At 43.3% G+C, this 19,978-nt stretch carries 20 protein-coding genes and 6 tRNA genes; 10 read left to right on the top strand and 16 right to left on the bottom strand.

Annotation, left to right across the window (positions count from 1 at the left end; genetic code table 11):
* Positions 1-145: 145 nt before the first annotated feature.
* Together BR02_RS0101120 and BR02_RS0101115 are read right to left on the bottom strand one after the other, a co-directional pair.
* Positions 146-1,015 carry a CoB--CoM heterodisulfide reductase iron-sulfur subunit B family protein gene (locus BR02_RS0101120; protein WP_031513376.1) on the bottom strand — a complete coding sequence of 290 codons (870 nt, stop codon included), beginning with the start codon at positions 1,013-1,015 and terminating at the stop codon, positions 146-148.
* A 3-nt stretch (positions 1,016-1,018) separates the two neighbouring features.
* A complete protein-coding gene (locus BR02_RS0101115) occupies positions 1,019-1,609 on the bottom strand; it encodes a 4Fe-4S dicluster domain-containing protein (RefSeq protein ID WP_238442372.1) in 591 nt (196 codons plus the stop codon).
* Positions 1,610-2,167: 558 nt separating this feature from the next.
* On the opposite strand from BR02_RS0101115, the gene BR02_RS14640 reads away from it, so the two are divergent.
* The 5 genes from BR02_RS14640 (at position 2,168) to BR02_RS0101095 (ending at position 3,883) form a co-directional block, all read left to right on the top strand.
* Positions 2,168-2,392, top strand: coding sequence for a hypothetical protein (locus tag BR02_RS14640; RefSeq protein ID WP_051688053.1), 225 nt, complete (start codon positions 2,168-2,170; stop codon positions 2,390-2,392).
* Positions 2,368-2,574: a universal stress protein gene (locus BR02_RS14240; RefSeq protein WP_051688052.1), complete on the top strand. Its 207-nt coding sequence runs from the start codon at positions 2,368-2,370 to the stop codon at positions 2,572-2,574. The genes BR02_RS14640 and BR02_RS14240 overlap by 25 nt, the downstream gene beginning before the upstream one ends.
* Before the next feature lie 111 nt (positions 2,575-2,685).
* Positions 2,686-2,761: transfer RNA gene (locus BR02_RS0101105), tRNA-Val, on the top strand.
* Between the two features lie 7 nt (positions 2,762-2,768).
* Positions 2,769-2,844: transfer RNA gene (locus BR02_RS0101100), tRNA-Phe, on the top strand.
* A gap of 124 nt (positions 2,845-2,968) precedes the next feature.
* Positions 2,969-3,883, top strand: coding sequence for an ATP-dependent metallopeptidase FtsH/Yme1/Tma family protein (locus BR02_RS0101095; RefSeq protein ID WP_031513372.1), 915 nt, complete (start codon positions 2,969-2,971; stop codon positions 3,881-3,883).
* Between the two features lie 18 nt (positions 3,884-3,901).
* On the opposite strand, the gene BR02_RS0101090 is transcribed toward BR02_RS0101095, so the two are convergent.
* Positions 3,902-5,434, bottom strand: a complete 1,533-nt coding sequence (locus BR02_RS0101090) for a class I adenylate-forming enzyme family protein (RefSeq protein ID WP_031513370.1) — start codon at positions 5,432-5,434, stop codon at positions 3,902-3,904.
* A 159-nt stretch (positions 5,435-5,593) separates the two neighbouring features.
* Between BR02_RS0101090 and BR02_RS0101085 the strand changes: the two genes are divergently transcribed.
* Entirely contained in the window at positions 5,594-6,247 is a 654-nt protein-coding gene (locus tag BR02_RS0101085; protein WP_031513368.1) for an undecaprenyl diphosphate synthase family protein, read from the top strand.
* Positions 6,248-6,380: 133 nt separating this feature from the next.
* Here the strand turns inward: BR02_RS0101085 and BR02_RS0101080 are convergent, their stop codons facing one another.
* The 3 genes from BR02_RS0101080 to BR02_RS14235 form a co-directional block, all read right to left on the bottom strand.
* The gene (locus tag BR02_RS0101080; RefSeq protein ID WP_031513366.1) at positions 6,381-7,085 is read right to left on the bottom strand and encodes a zinc ribbon domain-containing protein; all 705 of its coding nucleotides are present in this window, start codon (positions 7,083-7,085) and stop codon (positions 6,381-6,383) included.
* A gap of 88 nt (positions 7,086-7,173) precedes the next feature.
* On the bottom strand, positions 7,174-8,292 hold the full coding sequence (locus BR02_RS0101075) for a Nif3-like dinuclear metal center hexameric protein (protein WP_031513364.1): 1,119 nt from the start codon (positions 8,290-8,292) through the stop codon (positions 7,174-7,176).
* The gene (locus BR02_RS14235; protein WP_034638608.1) at positions 8,264-8,983 is read right to left on the bottom strand and encodes a tRNA (adenine(22)-N(1))-methyltransferase; all 720 of its coding nucleotides are present in this window, start codon (positions 8,981-8,983) and stop codon (positions 8,264-8,266) included. The genes BR02_RS0101075 and BR02_RS14235 overlap by 29 nt, the downstream gene beginning before the upstream one ends.
* A 150-nt stretch (positions 8,984-9,133) precedes the next feature.
* On the opposite strand from BR02_RS14235, the gene BR02_RS15710 reads away from it, so the two are divergent.
* Positions 9,134-9,475 (top strand): hypothetical protein, encoded by a 342-nt coding sequence (locus BR02_RS15710; RefSeq protein ID WP_207640964.1) that lies wholly within the window; start codon positions 9,134-9,136, stop codon positions 9,473-9,475.
* 41 nt (positions 9,476-9,516) lie between these two features.
* On the opposite strand, the gene BR02_RS0101055 is transcribed toward BR02_RS15710, so the two are convergent.
* The 9 genes from BR02_RS0101055 to BR02_RS0101015 form a co-directional block, all read right to left on the bottom strand.
* Positions 9,517-9,969 (bottom strand): GNAT family N-acetyltransferase, encoded by a 453-nt coding sequence (locus BR02_RS0101055; protein WP_031513358.1) that lies wholly within the window; start codon positions 9,967-9,969, stop codon positions 9,517-9,519.
* Between the two features lie 113 nt (positions 9,970-10,082).
* Positions 10,083-10,158 (bottom strand) — tRNA-Val (locus BR02_RS0101050).
* Positions 10,159-10,161: 3 nt separating this feature from the next.
* Positions 10,162-10,237, bottom strand: a tRNA-Glu gene (locus tag BR02_RS0101045).
* Between the two features lie 38 nt (positions 10,238-10,275).
* Positions 10,276-10,351 (bottom strand) — tRNA-Ile (locus BR02_RS0101040).
* A gap of 8 nt (positions 10,352-10,359) precedes the next feature.
* Positions 10,360-10,434 (bottom strand) — tRNA-Asn (locus BR02_RS0101035).
* A gap of 70 nt (positions 10,435-10,504) precedes the next feature.
* Positions 10,505-11,617, bottom strand: coding sequence for an RNA polymerase sigma factor RpoD (rpoD, locus tag BR02_RS0101030; RefSeq protein WP_031513356.1), 1,113 nt, complete (start codon positions 11,615-11,617; stop codon positions 10,505-10,507).
* Between the two features lie 14 nt (positions 11,618-11,631).
* Positions 11,632-13,440: a DNA primase gene (dnaG, locus tag BR02_RS0101025; RefSeq protein WP_157834906.1), complete on the bottom strand. Its 1,809-nt coding sequence runs from the start codon at positions 13,438-13,440 to the stop codon at positions 11,632-11,634.
* A 288-nt stretch (positions 13,441-13,728) separates the two neighbouring features.
* Entirely contained in the window at positions 13,729-14,718 is a 990-nt protein-coding gene (locus BR02_RS0101020) for a deoxyguanosinetriphosphate triphosphohydrolase (protein WP_031513351.1), read from the bottom strand.
* Between the two features lie 84 nt (positions 14,719-14,802).
* A complete protein-coding gene (locus BR02_RS0101015; protein WP_031513349.1) occupies positions 14,803-15,414 on the bottom strand; it encodes a flavodoxin family protein in 612 nt (203 codons plus the stop codon).
* A 330-nt stretch (positions 15,415-15,744) separates the two neighbouring features.
* Between BR02_RS0101015 and BR02_RS0101010 the strand changes: the two genes are divergently transcribed.
* Entirely contained in the window at positions 15,745-16,308 is a 564-nt protein-coding gene (locus tag BR02_RS0101010) for a site-specific integrase (protein ID WP_031513347.1), read from the top strand.
* Positions 16,309-16,331: 23 nt separating this feature from the next.
* Here the strand turns inward: BR02_RS0101010 and BR02_RS0101005 are convergent, their stop codons facing one another.
* Positions 16,332-17,012 carry a universal stress protein gene (locus tag BR02_RS0101005; RefSeq protein WP_114638755.1) on the bottom strand — a complete coding sequence of 227 codons (681 nt, stop codon included), beginning with the start codon at positions 17,010-17,012 and terminating at the stop codon, positions 16,332-16,334.
* Positions 17,013-17,149: 137 nt separating this feature from the next.
* On the opposite strand from BR02_RS0101005, the gene BR02_RS0101000 reads away from it, so the two are divergent.
* On the top strand, positions 17,150-19,567 hold the full coding sequence (locus BR02_RS0101000) for a Na+/H+ antiporter subunit A (RefSeq protein WP_031513342.1): 2,418 nt from the start codon (positions 17,150-17,152) through the stop codon (positions 19,565-19,567).
* Entirely contained in the window at positions 19,551-19,976 is a 426-nt protein-coding gene (locus BR02_RS0100995) for a Na(+)/H(+) antiporter subunit B (RefSeq protein WP_031513340.1), read from the top strand. Before BR02_RS0101000 ends, BR02_RS0100995 begins: the two co-directional genes overlap by 17 nt.
* The last annotated feature ends 2 nt before the right edge of the window (positions 19,977-19,978 follow it).

Raw genomic sequence — 19,978 nt, 5'->3', positions numbered from 1 at the left:
CTCAGGTGTAGTATGTCACTTGCTCTGCTACACCTAAAAAAGATTCTAGCTTGTAACTTCTTGTACAAACTATTCAATATTGACCATGGAAAGTCCTGCTTTTCCCAAGTATTTTTTTAATTTTATAAGCAGGAGTTCAGCTTGATTAAGCCCAGTTAGCCAGTTTTTGATAGGGCGATACTATACAGTACTCCAAGCAGGCCTGTTTTTTATCCATGCCCATGGCCAAAGCCATCAGTTGGCTGAGGAATAGGACAGGCAGTGTATAATTGGCTTGAAACTGTTTGTTCGCTCTGGCTTGGTAGGCATCTAAGTTCATTTGACACAGGGGACAAGGGGTAACAACTATATCTGCTCCCGCCTTAGCAGCACCGTCTAAGATGGGGTGAACTGCCGTTATGGTAATTTCAGGGGCAGTAAGTGCCAGGGAGCCGGTACAGCACTTGTTGCTGTTTTCAAAGGCCACCGGTTGTCCTCCCAGGGCAGTGATAATATTATCCAGGGCAGTGGGATACTCCGGATCATCATATTCCCCCCTGAGAGCTTTTACACTTTGGCAACCAACATAACCAGCCACTTTCAAACCGTTTAAAGGCTTTTTAACTGCGGCTGCAATTTTATCTACCCCAACATCATTTACTAATACATCTAAGATGAATCTTACCCGTAAGCTTCCGTCATACTGTAAGCCATCTTCTTTTAAAGCAATATTGGCCTTTTCTTTATATTTACTGTCAGCAAACTTTTTGTTCGCCAAACCCAAAATGGCATAGCAAGAGCTGCAAGTAGCTAGAACATCAAGCTGTTGCTTTTCAGCAAGGGCCAGATTGCGTGCCGCCAAAACCTGCGCAGCGAACTCTCCGATAACGCTGGATGTTACAGTGGCACCACAGCAATTCCAATCTTCTATTTCCTTTAGTTCAATACCCAACTTTTCGGCAACAGCTTTGGTGGTTTTATAGTAGGCTATTGCATTTCCCTCACTGGCACATCCGGGATAAAAACTATACTTCATTAATTAGCCCTCCTCCTTTGCCAAAGCTGCAGCTTTGTCCAACATTTTACGCAGGTTAGCTGGATTCTTTACGCTGGGCGGCGGAAATATAGGTAAACGCTTGTGTTTCATCATTTGCATTACAACATCCTGCATTTCTAAACCGAGCTTCATGGCATTGAAGATGCCCAGTTTTAAACCATACTTTATGGTAAGCCCGCCTTCCCAAACACGCCCACGCTTGGCTACATCACCATAGTAAACCTTTGACATATGGGAACTATTGTTGACATAGCCTGCCTCCTCTGCCAAACGACGCAAGTCATGCATAACATCCATCATCGGCACACCACGCGGACATCGGCAAGCACATGTATAACAAGAGGTACACAGCCACATGGTATTACTCTTTAGTACTTCATCCTTCGCTCCAGAACGAATAAGCTGAATAATCCTTCTGGGCGATAGATCCATTTGTCCCCGCAGGGTACAAGTTGTGGGACATATACCACACTGCATGCACATCTTGACCCAATGCCCGTTTTCCATTTTATAAACTTCCTTAGTAAACTCTGGGTCGTATTTTCTAGTTGCTCCGGCTTCAGCCATTAGCATCCTTCCCCTCCCTTCACATACGGTTAAACAAATATATTAAAATTAGTTAACCCTTGTGATTGTGAAGTCGCGAACACTCTGTGTTAAAAATTTTTATGTAATATAAAAAAACTGGCTTACTTAATAGGAATGGGCACATTCTCAGCGGTAATTAGCCTTGTATTTCACTTGTGTCCAAGCATTTGGTCAGTTATTCAGTTAGCTTGTGTAAATAATAACATGTTTTATCGGCTTTTACAAGTATAATTATTGTGGGAATATTTTTTTGGCGCAGCTAACTTTATTTTTTTGTTAATAATTAGTAAAACTATTTTATTTAGAAGTATATATTCGCTACCCGGTAAAATAATCCTGCTTGTTTGATTTAAAATTTATAAAATATCCAAAAAATTCTCTATACTTATTTTCAGCGGACAAGATATGCATAAAAGCCTTCGAAATTGTAGGAATTTAACAAGTTTTTACGAATAATTCAATAATAGTATTTTTTAAACATGGATTGGTATAAATGTACAAGCGCATTTTGGTGCCGGTTGACGGCTCAGAACCTTCTTTATAATGCTGCCAGGAACGGCCGGTTTAGCAGAAAAGGTGGATGCTGATATAACATTACTGCACGTTACGCTGCCACTGCCGTCCAGTGTGGCCAGGTACATAGAAAGAGATTGTAATTGTCCGGATGAAGGCCCCGACCCGGTTAAAAATAAACTAATGGATGAAACAGTAAGGGAGGGCGAGAAGCTACTTACCAAATTAAAGTGGGACTTGGTAAGAAGAGAATAAAAATTAACACCGAGGTGCTCATAGGTGATCCGGCAGATTCAATATGTCGGTTCAGTAAAGGCGGCTACGAGCTAATTGTTATGGGCAGTAGAGCTTTGGGGGAACTAAAGGGCTTTTTTATGGGCAGCGTAAGCAAGAGGGTGGTAAGACCTGCCAGGTGCCCGGTTTTAATTTATCGCTAATTCTATTTTAATGTATAAATTAATTTTGAAGTCAATCTGGGCGCCGCCTTTTTAACGATTAGCTATTGACTGTTTAAAATAACTTTGCTATAATAACACTTGTCGCGCAATGGGCGATTAGCTCAGTTGGGAGAGCGCCTGCCTTACAAGCAGGATGTCGGCGGTTCAAGCCCGTCATCGCCCACCATATGCCGGCCACGATAGCTCAGTTGGTAGAGCAGCGGACTGAAAATCCGCGTGTCGCTGGTTCGATTCCGGCTCGTGGCACCATTAAAAGCCTTCGGTATACTCGAGGGCTTTTTTCTTTTTGGCTTGTTTTTATTATTAACGGAAGGATAAGCACCCTAAAACGGGAATTAATTATAAAAGTGATTTTTAAAAAAAGAGGTGGGATATGTACGCTTATATTTTAGCGCTTATTGCCCTTGGTTATCTAGTTCTGGCCTACCTGCCCTTTTCACGGTTAATGTTTTTGCAAACTTATCAAACCTTATTGGATATTAATCAAGCCTTTTATCAGTTAATCTATTTTACACTGCCCCTAATACTGTTGGGGGCCATACTGCTCTTAGTTTCAATTAAGGCCATCAGATCAAATACTAAAGACCACAAGGGAGCTGCCGGCAAGGCCTTTTCCGCAGCCGCCTTTTGTTCCCTGGCCGGGATAATATCATCTTTATTGGCGCTGACATTCTCTGCAGCCTATTGTTTTGGCCTGTTGAATTACTTTGCCGCCCCTGCCCCTTGGACAGCGGACGAGCTGGATAAGTTAGCCGTTCATGAGGCCGGCCATGCTGTAATGAGGGAAATTGAATTCCCTAATTCCACCGTTCAAGCTGAGATAATCGAAACCCATGTTATTAGTAACTCCCAGGGCTGGTTTTTACAGCCGCTACCCGGCGGCTATGTGATGGGGTCAAGGGAGTCGCGCTTTTTGACAAAAGAAGATATTGAAAAAAGTATCCGCATATATTTGGCAGGTCTGGTCTCAGAGAAAATGATCTATGCTGAAGAAGGGTTATCCACCGGGGCCCAAGACGATTTAGAAAGGGTTCAACAATTGATAATAAATATGTGTAACAACGGACTTTCTCCCCTGGGGCCGGTTCCCTGGGAAGTTCTCACCGAGGCAGAGCGCTCAGCCCTCTATCAAGAGCTTGTTCAACAGCAGGCAGTATTAGTGGAAGAAAAATTGCAGGCCAATAAGCAATCGGTTATTGCAGTGGCCAAAGAGTTGGCGGAAAATAAATTTTTAACCGGTGATGAAATTAGAACAATTATTGCCAATACAGAAGACTCCCGGAATTAACCGGGAGTCTTCTATGTTTTAATCATCTTCTTCAATGGTGCGCAACACCTTTTTAAGAGTTTTGCCCGCTGCGTTTTTAGGCAGTGCCTTGCTAAATTTAAAGTATTTGGGGATTTTATAAGATGCGATTTTGCCCTTGCAAAAATTCCTCAGTTCCTTAACATCTATCTCTTCTCCTGTGCGGGTGACAATAAAGGCTTTGATTTCTTCTCCGTGTAAGCTGTCAGCAACACCTATTACCGCCACATCTAAAACGTCGGGGTGAGTGAGCAGCAGCTCTTCAATTTCCCGGGGATAGATGTTTAGCCCAGCCCTTATTATTAAGTCTTTCTTGCGGTCCACAATATAAATATAACCGTCTTCATCCTTATAGCCTAAGTCACCGGTATGAAACCAACCGTCCCTTAAGACCGCACGGGTTTCGGTCTCTTTGTTATAATAACCCTTCATGACGTTGGGACCCTTTACAACAATTTCTCCCACCTGTCCATGGGCCAGCTCTTTCTTTCTCTCATCAACTATCTGTACTTCAACCCCCGGAATGGGCAGACCAACCGAACCTATCTTTTTTAACCCAAAGGGAGGCGTCAGGGACACCACCGGCGATGTTTCTGACAGGCCATAGCCTTCGGTAATCTCTACCCCAAAGGATTCCTTAAATTTGTTGAAGATAACTTCAGGGAGAGAGGATGCACCGCTCAGGCAGATTCTCAAGGAGCCGGTATCATAATCAGCCCTCTGCGAGTAGTTACATAATATGGTATAAAAAATAGGCGGGCCAAAAAAGATGGTTATTTTTTGATCCTCAAAATCCTTTAAGACCGTTTTGGGTCCGGGCCACCGTTTGTGTATCACCAAGGTGGCCCCGGCACACACAGCATGGTTCATACAAGCCGTTTGGGCTGCCGCATGATAGGCAGGGGCAACCAGCATCACCCTATCCTTTTCATTGGTTTTCATTAATTGGGTAATGGTGCTGGCATTGCTATATAGGTTTTTGTGTGTTAACATGGCCCCCTTAGGCACACCGGTGGTGCCGGAGGTGTAAAGTAATTCTATGGTTTCATCTTCCTTATAGAAAAAGCTTTCATTGCCGGCATCATTGCGGTTTATTAAATCATCAAATGCTATTGCGCCGGCAATGGCTTCATCTGCATCTACCACCACCAGCTTTCGTTGATGTGGCTGTCGGTCTTCTAATTGCCTAAACAGACTTAGGCCTTTGGCAGAAGTAATTACCACCGCCGGCTGACAATCATTGACGATCACCCTCAATTCCCCTAAGGTGTAATCGGGGTTAAGCGGTACCACAACGGCATTCATGGTTAGTGATGCATAGTAGCTAATAACGAACTCCGGGCAGTTGGCAAGGGAAATGATAATTCGGTCACCGGCTTTTACCCCCATTGACAAAAGGCCGGCCACAAGTTTATCTACCATGTTAGAAAGCTGTTTATAACTTATACGCTGCCCTCTATATATAATAGCCTGGTGGTCAGGTAAGAGGTCACCAAGTTCCTTCAAACGCAGCGGCAGGTTCATATTACCCATTGCGGGCACCTCCCTTAATTGGCCCCATGGGCCTTTATATATATTCTAACATCAAGACAAATATTTTGAATACGAATTTTATGTATACCGAAGAAGAAGTTTGTAAATATTAACATTATGACTAATTTGGAAAAAGTCTTTAGAGGTGTAACAAGAGGCATGCAAAAATTTAAACGTTTACCTAAGCATGTGGGAATAATACCCGACGGTAATAGAAGATGGGCCCAGCGGCAAGGATTACCTAAAGAATCAGGCTATGATAAGGGCATTGATCCGGGCTTTGCCTTATATGAAACATGCCTAGAATTGGGCATCCCGGAGGTTACCTTTTACGGTTTTACCCAAGATAACACAAAGCGTCCCGCTGTTCAAAAAAAAGCTTTTCAAAAGGCCTGCGTTGACGCCGTAAAAAGGTTGGCTAACCATGACGCTTCGCTGCTGGTAATTGGCAACACAGATTCACCGCAATTTCCTGAAGAACTACTACCCTTTACCACCCGCCGGCATTTTGGCCGGGGATTAATTAAAATTAACTTTCTTGTTAATTACGGTTGGAAGTGGGATTTAGACCAGGGCATCGCCAACAGCGCCAACAATAAAAACCTGCATCAGGCCATAGCATCCTCCGACATTTCAAGAATTGATTTAATTGTTCGGTGGGGCGGCAGAAGAAGATTAAGCGGTTTTTTACCGGTACAATCAATATATGCTGATTTCTATGTGGTAGACCACCTTTGGCCGGATTTTCAACGGGATCACTTTTATGAGGCTTTAAAATGGTACCAAGAGCAGGATATTACACTGGGTGGATGAATTTGGCATTTACGCTGTTAAAAGAGGGTGACCCAAGTAATTTTAAACCCGTCAGGTCACCCTCCTTTCGATCATGGCCGGCGCGGGACACCTAAGAGTAATAATGCCGGGCCTGGCAAAGGGGGTAAATATTTTATTTTTTAAAGATCAATCTGCCGCAATTGTCGCACTTTACTATTTTATTCTTTTTCAGTTCTTTTAACTTATCAAAGGTAACCGTCATATGGCATCCGCCGCACACACCGTCCTCAACCTTAGCCACCGGTTTTTTTAGCTTTTCTTGCATTTTATAAAATAGCTGCATTACTTCACCGTCAATGCCCTGGGATAGTTTTTCTTTGCTCTGGATAATTTGGGATAGCTCATCTTGGTTTTTCTTTTGCATTTGGTAATAGCGCTCCCTGAGCAGATAAAATTCTTCCCTTTGCTCTTTCAGTATTTCACTTAATTTTAAGAGCTTATTTTTTAATATCTCCTGCTCCTCCAGCAACATGATACCGGCATTTTCAGTCTCATTTACCTGCCTCTTCAGGGCAGCTATTCTCTTTTCTGCACCTGCTATTTCTTTCTTATTCAGCATTTCGCCGCCAAAGAGCTTGCCATTTAGTTCTGTTATTTGTTTTTTGAGTTCACCCACTTGATAATCCTCTTGATCTATTTCTCTTTCCAGGGCCCTATACCTTTCTTTCATAGACTTAAATTCCCGCTGACCGGCCTCAATGTTCCGCTTAATCCGCCTTAATTCTAGGACGATATCATTTTGTTTGAGCATCCTTTCGATTTTGCCTTGCCTTGCTTCCAGTTGTTGCATATCCCAAAGTTTCTGCAAGTTGATCATAAAACAACCCCCTTTATTAGTTTTTAACAGTGATTGTGCCCACCGGATGGCCTGTGAATATAAAAAGGATGAGGCAATAAACCTCATCCTAAAAGTATACAAAGGGATCCTTTTGCGATTTTGATATAATGAATTCAATTTCTAAATTGTTTTCAGCACAGCGGGAAGTCAGGTAATTATATAATTTTTCAATTACCGGAAATTCAGTATGAAAATGACCGGCATCAATAAAACACAAGCCCGCTGCGATAATGTCTTGGGCAGTATGATATTTAATATCGCCTGATATAAACACATCGGCCCCCTTGGCGGCAGCTTTAGGCCACAGTTCACCGGCTGAGCCGCCACACAACGCCACAGTTTTTATTGTTTTATCTGACGGACCGCCGGCTTTAATTACCTCCAAGCCTAATAACTCTTTAACATGCCGGGCAAATTCACCGAAGTTCTGTTCCCGGCTTAAAGTACCTATTCTGCCTAAACCATAGGCCGGCCCCCGGTTTTGTAAAGGATATAAGTCATAGGCCACCTCCTCGTAAGGATGGGCGGCAATCATTGCTTTAATCACCGGCAGAATCTTTTCTTGGGGCACTATTGTTTCTATTTTCACTTCTTCTACAAATTCTAACTTGGACTGCTCACCGATATGGGGGTTTGTGCCCTCCCCGGGGCGAAAGGTGCCCACACCGGCGGTTCTAAAGCTACAGTCGCTGTAGTTACCAATCCAGCCGGCACCGGCGCCGCTAAGGGCGGCAGCCACCTGCTCCACATCCTCTGCCGGCACAAAAACCGCCAGTTTAATATATTTTTCGGTGCCGGTTACATGCAGCACATGGATATCCTGCAGGCCCAGCTTTTCTGCCAGCACACTGTTTACACCGCCTGCTGCACTGTCTAAATTAGTATGTGCAGCATAGACCGTAATGCCTTTACTTAACAACCGCGCTATTAAGCCACCCTTTGGGGTGTCCACATTAATATTTTTTATTGCCTTGATTAACAGGGGATGATGGGTGATAATCAGCTGTGCCCGGTGGTACTCGGCCTCTTGCACCACCTCTTCATCTATATCCAGGGCTAAAAGCACACGCTGCACCTCATTGGCAGCACTTCCTATTTGCAGGCCCACATTGTCCCACTCTTCGGCCAGGTGCTTAGGTGCCAGCTCTTCTATCATTTTAAATATTTGTTTGTTCTTTATCGACATGATTTGCCACCTCACCAATCTGTCGTATTCTTTCCTTTATATAGTGAGCTTTCTCTTTAGCCTGGGGTTTATTGCTTTTTTCCAACCCATCAAGTATTTTATTGTACTTAATTATATGTCTATCCAACAAAGCAGGCAATAGGGGATGTCTTTTTTCAATTAACCGCGGGCCAATTTCCAGTTCCACATCGCTATATTGCCGCTCATTTCCCTGCCGGCAGACAATAAAGGTATACAATCGCCCCTCTTCATAGGCCAAGGTCTCGTCTACCAAGCTCCAATTATTGGTCACCAGCCATCGCCTTAGGCTTTCTTCATCTGCCATGGGCTGCAGTATCAGCCCCTCTAAAGAATCCAATACGGCAGGCGCCTCTTGTAAGATCTTTTTCATGGTGTTACCGCCCATACCGGCAATAATCACCACTTGCACCTCGCCGGGTTGGACCACCTGTAGCCCGTCTCCCCGGCGCAGTTCTATTTTGCTGTCTAATCCATTGGCAGTTATATTTTTAGCTGCCACTTCCAAGGGCTTTTTATTTACATCACAGGCAATGGCCTTGGGGCATTTCCCCGATTTTACCAAGGCTATGGGCAGGTAGCCATGGTCAGTGCCGATATCCGCTATAATTTTTCCCTGCTCCACATAGCCGGCTAAAATTGATAAACGTTTACTTAATCCAGGATAGTTCATAATAGTATCATTTCTCCGGCGATTGCCAATATCCCTTTTTCTTGCTCCCTTTTATTCATGGGGGCTAGCATTATTATTGCCATTATATGTAACAACAACTCCCTCCCTCCCATAATATGTTATAGATTCCAAACTAAAGGAGGTATTCTAATGACCACAACTAAGCCTCGCCCCGGTGTAGCAAACAGACCAGGGCCTGGTTCTGGGTGGGGGCCGGACTATTGGTATGGACCGGGATACGGTTACGGACCCGGCGGCTGTCCTGGCTTTGGTAGCAGACCCCGCTGGCCCTGGCCATGGCCCGGAGCAAGCCCCGGATTCGGACCCTGGCCCTTTGACATCGCCGGTCCCAATTCCTTTGATCAAAATCAATTTAGGGGTCCCGGATTCGGATTTCCATTTAGACGTCGTTTCCCCTTTTTCTTTTTTCCACCGTTTTTCTTCCCGCCATTCTTCTTCCCACCGTTTCGACGCCGCCCCTTCTTTTGGTAGGCGTAAACTAATTAAGGTGGTGCCTTTTTGCACCACCTTAATCAATTGCTAAAATATAGTTCTTGAATAAATTCTTCATTATTACTATACTGATAGCCTAATTTGCGCCAAAAACCGTCTGCAGAATTATATGCACTGAAGACTATATATTTAAAACCGTACTTATTTGCAAGGTCTTCCAGCCAGTTAACACAATAGGTACCTAAACCCTTTCCCTGCAGCCTTACGGGAAATCTAATAAACTTTAAAAATATACCCCCGTTATTTTTGCCGCAGGTGCGAAATTGGAACTCAGCCCTCCAGTTATCAGTCTCCCTAGGGTGGGCGTCCAATAATACCACCTTAACATACTTAGAATTTTTTTTGAAAACAAGTTTAAAATCTAAGCCATAGGTGACAGACACTGCCTGCATAAAGGCCTTTATATCATTTATTGCCTGGTTTTCCCATAGCAATTCATTGTGTTTACCTGTGGAAATAATTTTATAGTACATCATTGGACTCCATTAATTAGGGATATTTAAAGCCAAAAAGGCCGGGCAGGGCATCCCTGCCGGTTTGTAATGTAAAAAACCCTAGGCTGCATTTCTTGCAACTTAGGGTTCTGTGGTGGGCGATGACGGGCTTGAACCGCCGACATCCTGCTTGTAAGGCAGGCGCTCTCCCAACTGAGCTAATCGCCCTTATGGTGACCCCTACGGGATTCGAACCCGTGTTACCGCCGTGAAAGGGCGGTGTCTTAAACCACTTGACCAAGGGGCCTTTTTAAATCTTGAATTATTAATTCATGATTATAATTTTGGTGGGCCCACTAGGATTCGAACCTAGAACCGACCGGTTATGAGCCGGGAGCTCTAACCGTTGAGCTATGGGCCCTTGTTTATTGGCTCCTCGAGTAGGATTCGAACCTACAACCTACCGGTTAACAGCCGGGTGCTCTACCGTTGAGCTATCGAGGAGCGCCATCGACAAAAACTATTATACTTAATTTTCATTGTAAGGTCAAGGGTTTTGTTGTGTAAAATTATTCTAGTCTAAATAATCCTTCAGCTTTTTACTGCGGCTGGGATGACGCAACTTGCGCAGGGTCTTGGCTTCAATTTGGCGAATTCTCTCCCTTGTGACACCGAACTTTTGTCCCACTTCCTCTAATGTACGGGCACGGCCGTCATCCAAACCAAACCGCAGCCTTAATACCTTCTGCTCCCTGTCTGTTAAGGTGTGTAACACATCATCCAATTGCTCCCTTAGCAGCGTATACGATGCCTCTTCAGCCGGCGCCTTGGCATCTTGGTCTTCTATAAAGTCCCCTAAATGAGAGTCTTCCTCTTCACCGATGGGGGTTTCCAATGAAACCGGCTCCTGGGCAATTTTCATAATCTCACGGACCTTTTCTTCGGTGATATCCATTTCTTTTGCAATTTCTTCCGGTGTAGGCTCCCTTCCCAGTTCCTGTAGCAGCTGGCGAGAAACACGAATTAACTTATTGATGGTTTCCACCATGTGTACCGGAATACGAATGGTACGGGCCTGGTCTGCAATGGCCCTGGTTATGGCCTGTCTAATCCACCATGTGGCATAGGTACTAAACTTATAACCCTTGCGGTAATCAAATTTTTCTACCGCCTTAATCAGGCCTAGGTTGCCTTCTTGAATTAAATCTAAAAACAACATGCCGCGGCCCACATAGCGTTTAGCTATGCTCACCACCAGGCGCAGGTTTGCCTCGGCCAGCCTTCTCTTAGCCTCCTCGTCGCCCTCCTCCATTCGCTTGGCCAGCGCAACTTCTTCCTCGGGCGTTAATAAAGGGACACGGCCAATTTCCTTGAGATACATGCGAACCGGGTCATCTATACCGACCCCCTCAGGAACGGATAGGTCCACATCCACCTCTTCTGTTACATTCTCATCGGTACTATCTGTCTCCATACTTTCTGCAGGATTAAGTGTTTCTATATCAGAGGCTTCCGGTACAACTTCTATTCCTTTACTGGCTAATTTTTCATAAATGTCATCAATTTGCTCAGGAGTTAAGTCAGCCCCCTGCAGTGTATCCATTATTTCTTTATAGGTAAGAGCACCACGCTTTTTACCCTTTTCCAACAATTCCTTAAAATAATCTGGTTTCTGTTCGTCCCTCATGCTTCTTCCCCCCTCTAGGGCAAATCTGAATTCATTGTTTGATGGAGTTGCTGCAACTCCTGCAACAACGTGTTAATGCGTTGTTGGTCTCCAACCTGTTCAGCATCTTTTAATTGGTTTAGAACTTCGTGATATCGCTGCTTACTGGATACGTTTTTTAAGGTGTTGATACAGTCATGCAATATTTCAACCGGATTTTCCCCGGGTATTTCCTCAATCAACAATCTACCCAACAGCCTTTGCTCCCGCTCTTCCAACTGGTGCATCATTTTGGCAGGCTCATTAATATAAGTGTCATCTCCGTTTGTTAACAGAGCATATATCTTCCTTAATTGATCGTCTTGTAAATCATTTATAGATAATTTATCCTTAGCTATTGAAAAAAGATTGTAATCTGATAATATTAAGCCAAGAACGGTGTACTCGGCTTTTTGCCGGGCACTTTTCGCACCATGGTCAGAATTATCCATTGGCTTTATATTATGTTTCCTTTTAGTAAATTTATCCGTATTTGACCACTTTTTTCCCTGTTTTGCAATAAATCTCTTTAATTCACCCTTTATTGCCTCCCAGCTTACGTTTAAATTGGAAGCGGCCAGCTTCATGTTCTCTTCTTGCTCCACAGGATTTTTTATGGCGGCCAGGTTAGGAAGAACCTCTTCCAATACTGACATTTTTTCTGCAACAGATACCGGAGTACCCTTAGCAACAGATGCTTTCAATTTGTATTCAATTAAATTGTACGCAGAATTTATTAAGTTGTGCCATCCTTCTACACCTTTATCCCTTATATACTCATCAGGGTCCTTTCCCTGGGGAATACTAATTACCTTTACCCGGCAGCCCTCTTGTTGAATTAAATCCAGGCTTCGTAATGTGGCTTGCAGTCCGGCTGCATCAGCGTCATAGCAGACAAGCAGTTCATCGGTATACCTCTTCATTAGGTTTACCTGCTCGCCGGTCAGCGCTGTGCCCAGTGATGCCACAGCGTTTTTGATACCATATTGGTGGGCGGTGACCACATCCAGGTATCCTTCCATTACCACCGCAAAACCCTTTTCTATAATTGCCGGACGAGACAGGTGTAGGCCGTAAACAATATGGCGCTTATTAAAATAGGATGTTTCCGGCGTGTTTAGGTATTTAGGCTTGCTGTCGTCCAGGGCCCTGCCCCCAAAACCCACTGCCCTGCCTGCAGCATCCTGTATAGGGAAGACCACTCGGTTTCTAAACCTGTCAAAGTATTTTGTTCCCTGTTGACTTTTTATGGCTAAACCAAGCTCAACCAACTCTTTTTCCCTGCACCCTTTTGATGTTAAAAAATCTATTAAACTGCTCCAATGGTCGGGTGCATAGCCTATTTGAAATGTTTCTATCACTTGATCGGTTAAGCCGCGTTTTTTTAGATAATTTAAAGCCTTTCGGCCCTGTGGTTGTTGTAGCTGAAAGCGGTAAAAATCAACCGCCGCTGCTATTATTTTGTAGGCCCGCTGTCTTTGCTGTTGTTCACGGGAATTTTTCGGCTTTTGTTCAGGAATATTAACCCCTGCCCGGTCAGCCATCTTGCGAATTGCTTCCGCATAAGTTAAACCTTCGCTTAAAGCCACAAATTTAAATACATTACCCCCGGTATTACAACCAAAACAGTAAAAAATTTGCTTTTCTGGAGTTACTGAAAAGGACGGCGTGTCTTCTTGATGAAAAGGGCAGCGACCAAAATAGTATTTGCCGCGCTTTGTTAATTTAATATGTTCGGATATCACTTGTAAAATATCGGTCTTTTGTAAAACCTCTTCTACCACTTCTTCAGGAATATAACCCACAATCACCACCCCAGAGTAATACATTTGAACCCATAATAGGAATGCCCTATTACATAGGGGTGGACTACCTTTGTCCACCCACATGATGTAAATTATTTGTGACCAAAATCCTTCATAAAATAGCATTCGATAAATTGTAGGTTATTCCTGCTTTTTAATCCATAAGTAATTTAAATTTAAACGGTGTGTATATTCGTTGGTAGTATAAGAATTCGCTATTGCTTTATATTTTCCTGCACCCTTTTCGACAATTTTTATGTTTGTCAATAGCATTAGTATTGCCATTTTTTAGAATAAGTTAAACATTTCTTCTTTGTCTACCCAGGGGCTTGGTAAAAATATCTTTTGATATACGCGAATGGCATAGCGGTCTGTCATACCGGCTATATAATCCACCACATTTTGCTTTGTTTCATCGTCATATTGTTTAAATTCACGGGGTAAATGCATGGGATGCCGGCAGAAATAGTTATACAGATACTGAACCACCTGTTTAGCCTTTGCCTCTTCCCGTTTGGCTTCAGAGCCTATGTACACATGATCAAACATGTATTGCCTCAGTTGTTTCATGGCCAGTTTTATTTCATCACTCATTACTACACTGTCTTTGCCAATGCTGGTTTGCACCACATCGCACACCATGGTATTAATTCGTTCGCTGTGCTTGCGGCCCAGGATCTGCAAACACTCTTGGGGAAGTTGCTCAATGTTTAGCAATCCCCCCCTTATTGCATCATCAATATCGTGATTGATATAGGCAATACGATCAGCCAGTCTAACCACTTGACCTTCCAGGGTAGACGGAATACCCGGCCCGGTATGGTTTAATATGCCATCCCGCACTTCCCATGTAAGGTTTAGCCCCCGGTCACCCTCCAGGTAATCTACCACGCGCAAACTCTGTTTATTGTGCTTAAAGCCTCCGGGATGTATCTCGTCTAAAGCCTCTTCTCCGGCATGACCAAAGGGGGTATGACCCAAATCATGGCCTAAAGCTATTGCCTCCGTTAGGTCTTCATTTAAACGCAATGCTCTGGCTATGGTGCGGGCAATTTGGGATACCTCTAAGGTATGGGTTAGCCTGGTGCGATAATGGTCACCCTCCGGTATAATAAACACCTGGGTTTTTTGTTTTAACCGGCGAAAACCCTTGGAATGAATGATTCGATCCCTGTCCCTTTGAAAGGCAGTGCGCAATGAGCATTGGGGCTCCGATCTTAATCGACCCCGGCTTTCTTTGCTGCGAACAGCAAAGGGCGAAAGCAACTTCTCTTCCATATCCTCTGTTATGTAGCGACTGATCAATAATCCCACTTCCCCGTCACTGTCATCTTGCTAATCAACCCTATCCGCCTGCCATATTTATTTGTTACGATTATTAGCACGCATCTCAGCTGTGGCCCTTGCCAGGTCTACCACCCGTTTTGCCAAAATTCGGGTTCTTTTAATTCCTTCTTGGTCTTGGGAAACAGGCCTTTGTGCGCATGCCGCCTGGTGACCGGCATCATCAGCGTAGTAACCGTCGCCCACCACAGTCATTCCGTGGGTAAGCATAATTTCATGCATTGCCCGGGCTGCACTTTCCTGGCCGCCAAAACGAGATGAGCCACTGGTTATAGAGGCACCCACCACATCTATCAAGGCCTTATCTTTGCGCAGGGCGCGGGTTTTATCCCAAAAGGCTTTCATCTGTGCAGATGCTGTGCCAAAATAAACGGGACTGCCGCAAATAATGCCGTCTGCCTGCCTCAGGTCATTAAACATTTGCTCTAACATGGTACCTTTATAGCATACCCCACTGCAGGGCGTTGAACAGCAGATACAAAAGGGGTGCTTAGCATCGGCCACCGCCTCAGCCAAGTTAAATATCTTTGTTTCTGCACCCTGAGACCGGATAACTTCCATTGCCTCCTGTAATAAAAAAGCGGTGTTACCATTTTTGTTTGGGCTGCCGTTTAAAGCAATTATCAGCATGTTAACACTCCCTTAATTATATTAGTGCATTTCTTCAATCTATGCCTTAAAACTGCACATTATAACCTTATTACGGGCATAACTTGCATATTCCTTCGGTATCCGCTCGACCTATCATTCGACGTGGAAAAGTATTCTCCTCCCACACTTAAAGAAAAATTATATGCAGCCACTTACTCATGCTATACTTACCCATGCTATAATAGGATGTTAAACTGCAAAATTTTTATATTATAAATTTAAACCGCTGTATTGTAATGTTACATATTCTATGTTAGTATTTTGTTGTGTAACATTCCTGCAGTATTTTGGAGAAATAGAGGGGTTAATGTGGAATACGTCCATCCCATTAAAGATATCCAATGTATTGATGCCATTAAGGGCGTTTTAGGGCGACAATCCCAGAGAAACCTCTTGCTTTTTGTATTAGGTATTAATACGGGATTGCGGGTCAGTGATTTGTTGGCGTTAAAAGTCGGTGATGTGTGGGAAGGTAATAAAAGTAAAGAATTCATATACGTATATAATGATAGAAGTGGGAAAGAAAAGGCTTTCTATATAAATAGTAAAGTGCGGGCAGAATTAGAAAAATATATGTCCCTTTCCCAGTTAACGGAAAGGGACTATCTCTTTAAATCACAAAAGAACAATCAACCTATCACACGGCAGCAAGCTTACCGGATTATCAACAATGCTGCAAAACAGGTTGGCATTAATGGAAAAATCGGCACCCATACCTTAAGGAAAACCTTTGGCTACCATGCCTACCGTAAAGGTATTGCCATCTCAATTTTAATGGAGATTTTTAATCATAGCACCCCGGCCGAAACACTAAGGTACATTGGCATTGACAGCCTTGAAAACCGGTTAATAAAAGTGGATGTGAACTTATAAACTGTTATTAATGGCTGTCCCGGTCATTGAACACTTGAACTCTCATCGAAATCCACACTGACTAACTCTTTTACAATATCTTCTGCCACGGCAACCTGTAAAGTTTCTTTATCTTTCATAAATTTAAAGATGCCGTTATTAAAGTCTGTGCCAATTTCCTTAAAAAAGATACCTTCGTATACAACTTCTTTTGTGTGTTTAAAAACCAGCCGGTAGTATCCATCTTCCTTTACAAGGTACGCCCGTACGCCTTTTTCGAAGTTTCCTTCATGATTCTTGAGAAACCGCGCAACTGAGACAATGTGGAGATCCACAAAGGGAATTTCACGTAATAAAGAGTTGATAATAGAACCCTTAGCAATTTGTTCCCAGCGGCTTTGGGCTGTTTGGCCAATAATTATTTGCGTGATCCCCTTTTCCCGGGCCACCTCTGCAATCACCTTATAAACCGGGCGTTTTTCATTGTCCTTGAGTATAAAGGCTTCGGCCTTATGTTCTTCCGCCAACTGTTTCCATTTGGTGATATAGTTAGATTTTTCAGCATCCAATTCATCAAATGGTTTTGGGTCAACGGTTAAAATATAAAGGGGGCAGTTAAGCATATCCGCAATTTTACAACCCCGTCGTATTAGCCGTGCACCGTTTGGCCCATAATAGACACAAACAAGGATGCTTTCATCCATGCGTTCTTTTTTAATTGTCAATTTGACATGCACCTCTTATGGCTTGTTATATAGTTATCATAAAATTCATGTATGACACTATAACTTAAATTCTATTCACAGTCAATACATTTGCCATTCATTATTAAATTAAGTCTTGGTCTGCAAGGGGGATTTTGATGTCTTTGTTTCACTTGATAATTCTTTTTCCATTCCTATACGCCGTAGTAGTTCCTTTTCTATATAGAAAATTCCTGCCCAAAATCCATACCGGTTGGTTTGTCCTTTTGGCCCCTCTGGCTATTTTTGCTTTTCTGTTATCCTATATGCCTCTTGTCTCCTCCGGGAAAACAATTCAAATGACAGCCCCATGGATTCCTGCCTATGACATTAATTTTACTGCATATATTGACGGGCTATCCCTGTTGTTTGGATTGATAATAACCGGAATCGGTGTGCTTGTAGTTCTTTATTCCATCTATTATATGTCCAAAAAGCGGGAGGCCTTACACAATTTCTATATATATTTACTCTTATTTATGGGGGCCATGCTCGGACTGGTTTTTTCCGATAACATTTTTACTTTGTATGTCTTCTGGGAAATAACCAGCATTTCTTCCTTCCTGTTAATTGCCTATTGGTTTCAAAGGGATAAGTCCAGATATGGCGCCTTGAAGTCCATGCTGATCACTATTTTCGGTGGACTGTCAATGTTAGCAGGTCTAATCCTGCTTTCAATAATCACAGACACCTACAGCATACAGGTAATGATGAGCAAGGCAGATATCATCCAGACCCATCCATTACTTGTTCCTGCAATAGTACTGATTCTGCTGGGAGCATTTACAAAATCCGCACAATTTCCCTTTAGTATCTGGCTGCCGGATGCCATGGAAGCTCCTACTCCCGTCAGTGCATACCTACACTCGGCCACAATGGTGAAAGCCGGCATATACTTGGTGGCCCGTTTTACCCCTGCCTTTGGTGGCATTCCCGAATGGTTCTGGTTTGTCTCCATCATCGGTTTGTTCACTCTCTTGTATGGCTCCTTTAATGCTGTAAAACAGACCGACTTAAAGGCATTGCTGGCTTTTTCAACCGTTAGCCAATTGGGACTAATAATGAGTTTGTTAGGATTAGGGTCTGCTGCCTTATATTTTGATATTGGGCCCAGCGGCACGGTGTACACAATAGCTGTTTTTGCAGCCCTTTTCCATTTAATGAACCACTCCACCTTTAAAGGCTGTTTGTTCATGGTTGTGGGCATTATTGACCTTCAAACCGGTACCCGAGATATCAGAAGGTTAGGCGGCTTAATGCACCTGATGCCCATTTCCTTTACTCTGGCTGTGATAGGCAGTTTTGCAATGGCCGGTTTACCTCCCTTTAACGGGTTTTTAAGTAAAGAATTATTCTTTACCGCCACTTTAAAGGCCTCAGACATGTCCTTTTTCCATATGGACTCATTTGGGACTATAGTGCCGGTGGTTGCCTGGATTGCCAGTGTTTTTACCTTTATATACTGTATGATAATTATTTTTAAAACCTTCACGGGAAAACAGAAATTTAATCAGGCCGATAAACAAATACGCGAGGCTCCCTTTGGTATGTTAATTTCCCCGCTAATACTGGCGGCTACGGTAGTGGTCATATTCTTATTTCCCAATTACTTCTCCCAGTATTTATTACAGCCGGCCTGGGCCGCTGTTTTACCGACCTTTGCCCAAAGGGATTTGTTAGACATCAATATCAGTGCCTGGCACGGTTTTAACACCGAATTATTTATGACCATTGGCATAGTGGCTGTGGGAACTTTAATGTATAAATACTTAAAGAAATGGTACGGTATCTATCGTTTCTACCCGAAAGCCTTAACCTTAAACCATCTGTATGCACTGGCCTTGGAAAAAACCGAAGCCCTGTCCTTGTCCATAACCAAAGGCTATATGACCGGTTTTGTACGTGATTATCTGGTGTATATTTTTACCTTCATTATTGTAATTATCGGAGGGGCCTTATATTTACTGGGCGACCTATCTATGGACACCGGCAATGATGCATTGGTCAACGCTTACGAATTTGCACTGATCATTGGCACGGTTATTTTGGCAGCATTGGTTCTTGTGGCAAGGTCAAGGTTAACAGCTATTATTGCCGTTGGGGCCTTGGGCTTTCTTGTGGTTTTCTTCTTTGTTATTTTCAGGGCACCGGACCTGGCTCTCACCCAGCTGGTTGTGGAGACCATAACAACAGTTTTATTTCTACTGTGTTTTTACCATTTGCCTAAACTTAAGAAAGAAAACAGCCCCATCCAATTTAAGGCGGCAAATGCATTGGTTTCCCTTGGTGTGGGCATTGTTATAACAATTGTGGCTTTGTCGGCAAACGGCAACCGATTATTTGAATCCATTTCAAGTTATTATGAGGATGCCTATGAACTGGCAGGGGCTAAGAATATTGTAAACGCCATTTTGGTTGATTTTCGGGGCTTTGATACAATGCTGGAAATCTTAGTGTTAACTATGGCAGGGTTAGGAGTATATGCATTGGTCAAGCTGCGTCTGACAGGGAGTGAAAAGAGTGAGGGAGCCGAATAATGTAATTTTGCGTACTGTTACCAGAGTAACAGTGGTGATCATACTTACATTCGCCATAAATTTATTTATCTCCGGTCATCATAACCCCGGTGGAGGATTTATTGGTGGCCTGACCTTTGTGGCGGCTATTACCCTACTGTTTATTATCCACGGCATTGATAAGGTTAGAAAAAATATCCCCTTAGATTTTAAGGTGGTTGCGGCAATAGGAATATTAATCTCTGTTTTTACAGGTGTAATGGGCATGATCACCGGTGACCCCTTTTTAACGCAAACAAGTAATTATGTTAATCTGCCCATTTTCGGGAAGACAGAGGTGGCCACAGCCGTTTTATTTGATGTTGGGGTAGCCTTAGCAGTGATCGGAACATCCTTAACCATTATTATGACCATAGGGGATGATCGTTAGTT

It is taken from the genome of Desulfofalx alkaliphila DSM 12257 (assembly GCF_000711975.1).
Classification (GTDB): domain Bacteria; phylum Bacillota; class Desulfotomaculia; order Desulfotomaculales; family Desulfohalotomaculaceae; genus Desulfofalx; species Desulfofalx alkaliphila.
Note: the sequence above shows the minus strand (reverse complement) of the source record. Positions and strands in the feature narration are given on the sequence as shown.

Bases quoted from the DNA above. Each gene is read 5' to 3' on its own strand.
- BR02_RS0101120 (WP_031513376.1), bottom strand. From the start codon at position 1,015: ATGAAGTATAGTTTTTATCCCGGATGTGCCAGTGAGGGAAATGCAATA.
- BR02_RS0101000 (WP_031513342.1), top strand. From the start codon at position 17,150: ATGTCTTTGTTTCACTTGATAATTCTTTTTCCATTCCTATACGCCGTA.
- BR02_RS0101075 (WP_031513364.1), bottom strand. From the start codon at position 8,292: ATGTCGATAAAGAACAAACAAATATTTAAAATGATAGAAGAGCTGGCA.
- BR02_RS0101055 (WP_031513358.1), bottom strand. From the start codon at position 9,969: ATGTACTATAAAATTATTTCCACAGGTAAACACAATGAATTGCTATGG.
- BR02_RS0101115 (WP_238442372.1), bottom strand. From the start codon at position 1,609: ATGCTAATGGCTGAAGCCGGAGCAACTAGAAAATACGACCCAGAGTTT.
- BR02_RS14235 (WP_034638608.1), bottom strand. From the start codon at position 8,983: ATGAACTATCCTGGATTAAGTAAACGTTTATCAATTTTAGCCGGCTAT.
- BR02_RS0101015 (WP_031513349.1), bottom strand. From the start codon at position 15,414: ATGCTGATAATTGCTTTAAACGGCAGCCCAAACAAAAATGGTAACACC.
- BR02_RS0101095 (WP_031513372.1), top strand. From the start codon at position 2,969: ATGTACGCTTATATTTTAGCGCTTATTGCCCTTGGTTATCTAGTTCTG.
- BR02_RS14640 (WP_051688053.1), top strand. From the start codon at position 2,168: ATGCTGCCAGGAACGGCCGGTTTAGCAGAAAAGGTGGATGCTGATATA.
- BR02_RS0101020 (WP_031513351.1), bottom strand. From the start codon at position 14,718: ATGGAAGAGAAGTTGCTTTCGCCCTTTGCTGTTCGCAGCAAAGAAAGC.
- BR02_RS15710 (WP_207640964.1), top strand. From the start codon at position 9,134: ATGACCACAACTAAGCCTCGCCCCGGTGTAGCAAACAGACCAGGGCCT.
- BR02_RS0101085 (WP_031513368.1), top strand. From the start codon at position 5,594: ATGCAAAAATTTAAACGTTTACCTAAGCATGTGGGAATAATACCCGAC.
- BR02_RS0101080 (WP_031513366.1), bottom strand. From the start codon at position 7,085: ATGATCAACTTGCAGAAACTTTGGGATATGCAACAACTGGAAGCAAGG.
- rpoD (WP_031513356.1), bottom strand. From the start codon at position 11,617: ATGAGGGACGAACAGAAACCAGATTATTTTAAGGAATTGTTGGAAAAG.
- BR02_RS0101090 (WP_031513370.1), bottom strand. From the start codon at position 5,434: ATGGGTAATATGAACCTGCCGCTGCGTTTGAAGGAACTTGGTGACCTC.